At 36.6% G+C, this 9,177-nt stretch carries 2 protein-coding genes; both read right to left on the bottom strand.

Going from position 1 to position 9,177, the window contains the following annotated elements; genetic code table 11:
* Positions 1-8,549 (bottom strand): hypothetical protein (locus tag QNJ66_RS24530; protein ID WP_300511279.1); only part of this gene is annotated, 8,549 nt, incomplete at its 3' end.
* A gap of 144 nt (positions 8,550-8,693) precedes the next feature.
* Complete coding sequence (locus tag QNJ66_RS24525) at positions 8,694-8,909, bottom strand: hypothetical protein (RefSeq protein ID WP_300511278.1); 216 nt, start codon at positions 8,907-8,909, stop codon at positions 8,694-8,696.
* Positions 8,910-9,177: the final 268 nt, after the last annotated feature.

The following is a 9,177-nucleotide window of genomic DNA, read 5'->3' as shown; positions in this document are numbered from 1 at the left end:
CCTCCAGTTAATATATCTCCACCGAGTCCCCCTGTGATAATATCATTGCCATCTCCTCCATTGAGTACATCATCGTTACTTCCTCCGGTTAAGTTGTCGTTTCCGTTTCCTCCTTCCATGACAACAGTGTAGTTACCAGAGTGGGTAAATATATCATCTCCGTCGTTACCCATAACCATTTCTAGGTTAGCGTTTCCTAAGTCGAGGGTGACAGCATCAATAGTGGTAACGATCGCAATATCTGTACCGTCTCCTCCATCAATAAAGTTGTCTTGTGCGTCGATATAGATTAAGTCGTCTCCGGCAAAACCTTCTAAGCGATCGCTTCCTTCATCTCCTACTAACCAGTCGTTTCCGTCGCTTCCTAATAGGGTGTCGTCTCCTGCTTCTCCTGAGAGGAAGATATCATTATTTGCTGTGGTGTAGAGATAGTCGTTACCAATGTTTCCTATGGCAACTTGTAGGTTAGTGTCTGCGAGGTTGAGGGTTAAATCTGTTTCGTTTTCATGGATAAAGAGGGATACTGCTGTGTCATCTTCGGCTAATATTTCTATTCCTGTGTCGGTTTGGTTGACTTTAAACCCTGTTTGGGTGACGAGGAAGGCAATATCGGATATTTCCCCACTGGTTCCGTCATTACGGTTGAATATTGAGCGTTGTTTGATTATATTTCCGTCTTGGATGATTTCAGTATTGACACCGTTAAGGTTAATGCTGGTGATACCGTGTTCTGTTAAGGTTTTGAGTTCGTCGGGTTGACTAATTCCATCTTGGTTAATATCTTGCCATACCAGTATTTGATTAAACTGGGTATCTGTTGCGGAAATAATACCGTTTTGGTTGCTGTCTAGGGTTGCTAATGCGTCTAAACCAGAGTTGGGAGAACCATCGTTAAAGTATTCTGAGAAAATCTCGGTAATATCATTTATTGTGCCGTCTTGGTTTAAGTCTAGGGCTAGAATACCGTCTTCGGGTGATACCCATGCGGTGTTTTCAGCATAACCATCTGCATCGAGATCAAAACGAATTAAGGAATTATCAAGATTGATGAGGTTGATTCCATTATCATCTAAATCAATGATAAGAGGATCTATTTGTTCTGTAATCCAATTAATCGGTTTAATAGCTAACTTAAATAAAATATCAACGAGACTATTTATTTCGTCTAAATCAGAATCAAAAAGTTCTCGAAAACTTTCACGTATTCCAACTCCTACTATTGCTGATAATACTATACTTTCAATTCCATAAACAGATTTATTCCAACTATTAACATTCTTTTGTTGTTGATTAAACTTCCAGTCAAGAGTAGAAGTCACGTCATGAAATGCTGTTCCTTGCCTCCATTTATCACTATTAGATTTCCAATGAATATCCTTGGTCCCTGTAAATCCTAAACCTGCTAGATTCTTTGATATTTCTGCAGTAGGAATACCTGTTAAAAAGTGAAAAATAGCTCTGGAATCTTGGTGTGCGGAAAAATCCTCATAATTCTGGTAATTTGTTGCAAATTCAGAATGTTCTTCTTGATCCTCTTTAGTTTTAAAATCTTCAATTTTTAATTTGCTTGTTTCTATGATTTGTGAGTCTGTTACATCTGGATTAAAAATAAACTCATCAAAAAATCTTCCCTGTAACTCCTCTTTCGTAAAATCACTAGAAGACATTTCATCATAATCATAATTTTTAACTCGCTCTATTATTTGAGATAGAGCCTGTTTTAATTCCTGAATATCTTCTGGATTTTCTGCTTTACTTTGCGCAATTTTTGTGATAATTTCTTCATCTATAGAATTAATAGGTGTATTAGAAGAATTTAATCCAAATATTGAACCATTATCACTGCCACCAGATAAGGTATCATCACCGCTACCACCAGATAAGGTATCATCACCGCTACCACCAGATAAAGTATCATCACCGCCACCACTATCAGATTTATTCTCTTCTATTTCTTTTTGCTGTTGAAAATAATTATTTACTCCACCAGCAAGTCCTTGAATACCTTGTAACCAACCTTCTAAATTACCATCTTCAACAATAGTTTTAACCCCATCAACAACATTAACGGCTAATTCGACTGTGCTTAAAATATTAAGAAGCTCTTCGGAAACTCCTAAATCAATCTTCAAACTACCATCTGTTCCATTTAATCTTGAACCTAGTGAAAAAGCTGAACTTAAAAAGTTGGAAGTGGCTGCCAATAATTCTCCTTCTTCTACTAATTTAACCCCACTCTCAATACTCAAAGCAGCTTGTGCCAGATAAGTATATTTCGAGAGTTCTAATACCGGTAAAGCTCCGCTAACAAGATTAAGAAACCCTGTTAATCCATCTCCATTATCAATTGCCTGATAACCATTATAAAGTCCCGATAAAATTTGTTGAGATTCTTTAAGCCCAGCAAATCCTAATGTTGCCATTCCTGCATTAAATATTGCCCCTTCTAGATCACCATTATAAGCAGATTGAACAGCACTTAAAGAAGCATTGATTGTATTTAATGTAGTTACAAAAGTGCTGGTTGCGGCAGTCGTTGCTGCTGAGGCGGCGGCACTGGCGGCCGCAGAAAAAGTTGCACCGTTACTAATTGCTCCTGCAAAGGCTGATAAAGCTGTTCCTGCGGTATATACGGCTGCTACGGCAGCAATAACCATAGTAACAGTGCCAAAAATCTGATTAAAGGCGGCTTTTTTCCTAGCTTTGCGTTCTTCTATCCTTCCCTCAATAATCTGATTTAAAATATCCTTAGACTGTTGGGCTAACTCACTGGAAAGATCGATCGCCCCTTGTGCAAAACCAATCTCATACAAGATTTGCAGATTTTCCTGGGTTAAAATAGCCTGTTCAGCGTCTAACACCCCATTCGCTTGAACTTCATCCCATAACTGTCGACTAGCAGTTTGTAAATCATCATTAACCTGTTGGAGATCGGCAACTAACTGTGTTTCTTCAACTTCAAGTTGAGTAATTTGACTTTGTAACTGTTGCGCTTGAGTAACTAAACTATTGGCGGTATTTAACAAGTTCTCTTGAATAGTCTGAGACTCATTCCCTTGCAATACCTGATGAATATCCCCTTGAGTTTCTGCCAACAGGGTTTTAACATCTTGGGGTAAATCAGGGTTTTGTTGCTCTAAGGCTTCTAAATCACTAAGAAAACCGGCTAATTGTCCCTTATATTCGGCTAAATTAATAATATCGGCAATAGGGTCTAATTCTAACTCGGAACGCAAGTCATTGATTGCATCTTGTAGCGCGTCTTCGGTTTCAAGTTGGCTTAACTGTTCAATTTTAGCCGTGGCGATCGCCCTTTGTCGGTTAATATCTGCCTGTTGTCGTTGCAGTTGTTGTTCTTGATAAAGATCAATATTCTCCTGACGGTTCTGTGCAATAGTTTGAGCTAACTGTGCTTGAGCTAAATTTAACTGTTCAATTTGCAACACTTGTAGGTTAATTTGTTCTGTCCAGTCACGGAAAGCTTTAATAACATCGATGCGTATTTCAGCAATTTCTAACTGTTGGTTGAGATCATCAATGTTCTCAGTAGCATTAGCTAATTGCTCCTGAACAGAAGTAAATTCCCCTTCAGCTTGCCCTAACTGCTCCTGTATCAAGTTTACCTGGGTTTGCAGGTCATTTTTGAGGTTATTATAGTAATCTACCTGTTGTTGCGCATCTTCCTTCAAAGCCCGATATTTCAGCATTTCTTGATAGTAGCGATCCGCTTTTTCTTTGTCATCAGGACGGGCGATACCACCAGCACAACCTCCTCCTGTATCGGTAAGTAGGTCACTATAGTCACGCCAGTAAATTTCGGCGGCGGTTTCTATATTCTGGTTACGGGCGACTTCTAAGAGTGATTGGGCTTCCTGACTTCCAGCTTGGTTGAGTTCTTCAAGACGGACAATCAGTTGAGTTTCAAGGGTATTTAATTCTAACTGTTTTTCCAAGGCTTCGAGGGTATAATCTTCTCTCAGTTCTGTCTGTTCGATTAAATCTTGTAGCAGTTGATGTTGATTATTTATTGCGGCTAAATATTGGTCATTTTGCAGCAGTAAATGGGCTTCTAAGGCTTCTAAATTTTCTGTGAGGGCGTTACTACTATCTTCGGCCAGTTCGGCTAACCGTTGCGCTTCGGTTAACGCCGCTTGGGTGTCAAGGAGAAACGTTTCGAGTTGACTGGTATCGGTGTCAGGGTTAATGAGAGTGGTAGCGAATAATTCAGCTTCTGCATTGATGACGGCGCGTTGGGCATCGAGAAGGGTTTGTTTTTGGGTTAAATTAGCTTGTTGGGCAGTGAGGATGCTTTCTTTTTGAGTGAGGAGGTTAAGGGAGGTTTCAATTTGGGCTTTTTGACTGAGAAGGTGATCGTTGTTAGGATTATTCGTTAATTGGCTTTCAATGTCTGCAATTTTATCGAGTAAGGGCTGTTTTTGCTGCTGAACTTCTGGTAGTTGACTATTGATGACACTGGTTTCTTGAATTATCCAAGCTTCTACGTTGGTTATTTGTTGTAGAAGTTGTTGGGTTTGACTTTGTTGTAAGAGCAGGTTTTCTTGAGTATCAGGGTCTAATAATTCATAGTCTAAAACCGTTTCTAAGGTAGCTTGATAGACTTGTTGACTGGTTTGGTATTCGGTTCGTTCAGTTTCTAAGGTTTGTTTGGCGTTAATAACTTCGGTTTCTGCTTGAACTAAGTCTTGTTGGAGAGTGGGAAGCAGTTGTTGAAAAGCTTCGATTTGCAGTTGTTCAGCTTCACTGTCACGTTGTGCCTCAAGGGTCTCAAGCATTTCGACAAATTCATTGTAGGTATATTCAGCTTGATCTGCAACGTCGCTGGCTTCATTCCATTGGGCAAGGGTTTCGCTTACGATATCTTTGAGGTCGGTTTCTTGATCAACATCGTTTAAGAGATTTTTAGCATATTCTCTGAAGCTATTAGCTTGTTTAGTATAGTTGTCGTAGATAATCCAATCGTGGTCTACATGAGTCACTGTAATGGTTTTGCTACTTCCTGATCTTCCTTTACTTTTACGATATTCATTCCAAGTCGGCCCTTGTTTGCGACTACGTTGATAATGAAATTCTGCTTGTTCTTGATACCATTCAGCTTGGGATAAGGCGGCGGCAGCTTCGGCTTCTTTTTGCTGAATACTTGCTTGTAATTCGTTTAATTCTTGGGTATATTCTTCTTGTTCAATTTCTATTTGTTCCTGTAAACTACCTAAAGTTTCTAGGTTGTTTAAGTTGGGAAAAGAGGTTTCTAAATATTCTTGAAGTAAGTCAGGATTAGTGTTAGCAAGGGTTATGGAATAGGCTGTTTTAAGGCGTAAAGATTGAAAATTGTTTATTTTCTCATCTTGGTTTACCGTAGATTGGAGTATATTTTGTTGTTGGTTTTCTAGGTAGTTAGCTAGGGTAGTTTCAAGATAAGTTTCTTGATTTTCTAATCCTTCTAAATCAATTTTAACTGTTAAATCTTCGATTTGGTGGTTGATTTCTTGAGATAGTTGAGTGAGAAGTTGGGGACTTAATATGGCTACATTCTCAGGGTTTTCAGAGTAGGACTGATAATATTGATTTTCCAGGGTAATTAAATCATTAATTCGACTTAATTCTTCAGAAATTTCTTCTCCTTGTTCAATTTTCTTTTGTAAAAGAGCGATCGCATCTTCAAGATCATCAACCGCATTCATTAACCCATCTCGTCGCTGTAATACTCCATCGTAGATTAAATTTGCTTCTTCTAACTGAATAGAATTAAGAGAATATTCTTCAAAAGGACTGTCTAAATTTTCAATTAAATAACCACTTAAATTATCAAATACTTCTGAATGTGCTTGAGAGGAATTATAAATTTCTAGGGTATAATTATGGGACTCTTCTAGATGGTCAACCCAAATATCTATTAATCCCTGAGTTTGCTGTCCTAATTGAGTAATTAAGCTAACATAACTCTCAATTGTATTAATTTCAATTGCTTGATTGATTGCTTGTTGTCCATCTGTTTCTGTATCTAGAATAGTTTGCTGTTTTTGACTAAATTCTGTTTCTTCTAAAACGATAGTTTCTCGATAAGTTTGTAACTCAGTTAAGTATTGTTGCTGTTGGGCTATTTCCTCTTGCTTAAATGAGATCGCTTCACTATTAACTCCTTCTTGTTGTAAAGCTTGTAATTCTGTTTCTAAGGTTATAATCTTCTTCTCAATGTTATTGACAAAGAGTGATAGATAATCTGAGTATTCTGAGTAATTATTCCGATAAAATTGAAGTTCACTTAGATTGTTTTCTTGTTGTTCAAGTTCTTCTTGCTTACGATTAATTTTATTTTTTTGATTTTCAATTTCTGCCCGTTTATTATTAATTTCAGCTTGTTTATTTTCAATGGACGTTAAATTATTTTGATTTTCTAATTCTTCTAACTGGATTATTAATTGATTTAGGTCTAATTCTAATTCAGATAAATGCAATTCAAAATCATTCAAATCTGAATTATTTTTTTGAATTTGACTATCTAGTTCAGGGATAGTTTGTGCAAAGAACTTCTTATCTTTAGCGAGTAGAAAAGGATTCTTTTCTAAATAGCGATCGAAACTATTTTTTGCTGTTTGATAATTTTCTTGAGCAATTTCCCATTCTTGTTGAGCTACAGTAAGCTGAGGATTAATGCTTTCTAATACTACTTCTTGTTGAGGTATTTCATTATTTTTTAACTGACTTAACTGGGTTTCTACTTCCGTAATTTGAAAACTCAGTAGTTCTACATTATGATAATAGTCTGATTGCTTTAATCCTAGTAAATTTTGTTCTTGTTGTAATTGCCAATAGTAACTATTAATCTCTTTTAAAATCCCTTCTTTTAGTCCAGTATTTGTCTCTTGTTCCAAGTTATTTTTGGCGATTGCTAAATTATCAATAATAAGATTAATTCTTTCCTCAGTGACTGTTACTTCATTTTGATATTGGTTATCTAAAGCATTCTTTTGAGCGATTAAACTTTCAAGTTGGTTGCCAGAATTTTGTTCTTCAACTAAGAGATAATTTAAGCGATTTCTCTCCGTTTCATTGTGTTGATTAATTAGAGTTAACCTTTCTTCCTTGACTTCTAAAATGGCTTGATTTTTATCGACTATTTTATTCAAATATTGAAACTGACTTAAAGCACTTTGAATGGGTAAAGTAATTAAAACTGGTTCATTATATTCTTCAACAACATCCTCTAGATCAATGGTTAAACGTTGAGTAATACTAAACCCTTCATTATCAATAGAAAGAACTTCTATCTCATAGTTATTCTCAATTTCAAAGTCAAATATATAATTATTAGAAATAATTATTTGATTAAATTCATTAATAGCAAAACGTCCCCCTGCATCGTCAATAAGGGTATAAGTATGGATATCGAACAGATCCGGGTCTATGGTTATTAAATCCCCAACAACCGTGTTTCTAGCACTATTTTCCTCAATGGTATTATTACTGAGAGTGATAGCTGTAGGACCATGATATTGTTCAACAATACTCTCAATATTATCAACAGTCGTGTTGAAGCTTTCATAATAAGAAAATATAGAAAAATCTTCGCTTAACCCGTCATCATAAACTCCATCGATAATGGCAATTAATTCATCAGTTTCGCCTTCTTGAACCAAATATAGTCCCAAATCGAAAATAGAAAAGGGAGAACTGCAAAAACGATAATGAGAAACATCTCTTTGGACTTGAAAACTATCTTGTCCTACGGTAAAGTCAGTGATTAATAGATAATCATTAATTCCTTCGCTTACACTATCATTATCGTTATAAAAAACGCCCGAATTATTTTCTAATATAAAAATATCTTGACCCCTTCCACCTGTTGCAATGTCAATTTCTCCTTCTCCTAAGCTGTGAGAATTTGACTCCACTCCTGTGAAAATATCATTCCCATCCCCACCATTTAAAGTATCATTACCAAAACCACCATCTAAGATATCATCACCAAAACCAGTAGATAAGGAATCATCCCCATCTCCACCATATAAGGTATTATTCCCATTTCCACCATCTAAGACATCATTACCATGACCACTGGATAAGTAATCATCACCATCTCCACCAGATAAGGTATCATCCCCATCACGACTGTATAAAGAATCATCACCATCTCCACCATATAAGGTATTATTTCCATTACCACCAGATAAATAATCGTCTCCGTCACGACCAGATAAGTAATCATTCCCATTACCACCAGATAAATAATCATTCCCATGACCACCATCTAAGGAATCATTTCCATCCCCACCAGACAAGGAATCATTTTCATTACCACCAGATAAATAATCATTTCCATCCCCACCAGATAAATAATCATTTCCATCCCCACCAGATAAATAATCATTTCCATTACCACTAGATAAATAATCATTTCCATTACCACCAGATAAAGCATCATCCCCATCACGACCATATAGAGAATCATTCCCATCACGACCTGATAGGTAATCATTCTCTTGTGTTCCAGTAATTAAGTTATTAGTCTTATCTCCTGTTATGTTTGCCATTTAAAAGTAACCTCTGTTTTTGTTTTTTATTAAGCTAATTGATCTGATTACAGACTACATTTGATGAAATAGGGAGTGTGGGAAGTGTGGGAAGAATTAAGCAATACATAATGTTTTCTCTTCCCCCTCTTCTCCATCCCTGTCTCAACAGACAATTTTATTAACCGAACAGTATTGGGTCGCCCTCTTTTTACCATCTCCAATCTGCTTTTCTAGAATCTGCATTTTTCGGTCATAAAAAGCCAACAATGTCTTTTTTTTTGCTGTCTTTTTTTCGCCATATTCTAAAGTAAAACCTTCAATAATGGACAATGGATAATTACCTCTCTCTAAAGAGAAGAGGATTGGATGGGAAATCATACTTTTAACTTTTTTCTGCTTAAAAGCAGTGCAGTCGGGTCTTGGGGATTTCCATCAAAGAGGAACTTCACCAAGAAGGAGAGGTTTGTTACCGAATTAATTATCAATTGTCAATTATCCATTATCCATTGATAAATAGACAGTGATTCTAACTGGGAGCATCCCAAAGTTGCAAATTGTCCTTGATTGATAATAGTTGATCTGATTAATTTCCCCCCGTCTCCCCATCTCCCCCTCTCCCCGTCAAACTCCAAGAATAAGTTTTTGG

The organism is Crocosphaera sp. (assembly GCF_030064895.1).
Classification (GTDB): domain Bacteria; phylum Cyanobacteriota; class Cyanobacteriia; order Cyanobacteriales; family Microcystaceae; genus Crocosphaera.
This window is presented reverse-complemented; position numbering and strand designations above follow the sequence as displayed.

Excerpts from the sequence above, each read along its gene's own strand:
- QNJ66_RS24525 (WP_300511278.1), bottom strand. The coding sequence starts at position 8,909 with ATGATTTCCCATCCAATCCTCTTCTCTTTAGAGAGAGGTAATTATCCA.